Origin of the sequence: Pseudoalteromonas sp. bablab_jr011 (genome assembly GCF_016464045.1) — a bacterium.
GTDB classification, from domain to species: domain Bacteria; phylum Pseudomonadota; class Gammaproteobacteria; order Enterobacterales; family Alteromonadaceae; genus Pseudoalteromonas; species Pseudoalteromonas lipolytica.
The window spans coordinates 1-283 of the sequence record NZ_JACDWU010000141.1; the positions used below are offsets into that span (position 1 = coordinate 1).

A 283-nucleotide genomic window follows, 5' to 3' on the forward strand; every position below is an offset into this window, starting at 1 on the left:
GTCAAAACCACGGCTAATGTGAGTAATGTGCGTTTTCTCTTCGGAGAGCGTTAAGCCTCTGTGTGCTAAGAAGTCAGCAATCAACGGTTTGATATCGTTCTCCAGCACGTCCTTTGAAGTGCAAGTGACGACGAAATCATCAGCGTATCCTATAAAGTTGGCTCTCGCCCCATTTTTAAGTGCGGTGGACTTTATGCGTTGCTCAAGACCTGCAAGAGTCATCAGCATCAAGGTTGGAGATATGATCCCGCCTTGTGGTGTTCCCTCGTCAGTGCGATAGAAC

At 47.7% G+C, this 283-nt stretch carries 1 protein-coding gene; it reads right to left on the reverse strand.

What is annotated here, in order from left to right:
- Positions 1-283: reverse transcriptase domain-containing protein (locus tag JIG41_RS06800; RefSeq protein ID WP_249406621.1), on the reverse strand; the 283-nt coding region annotated here is incomplete at both ends.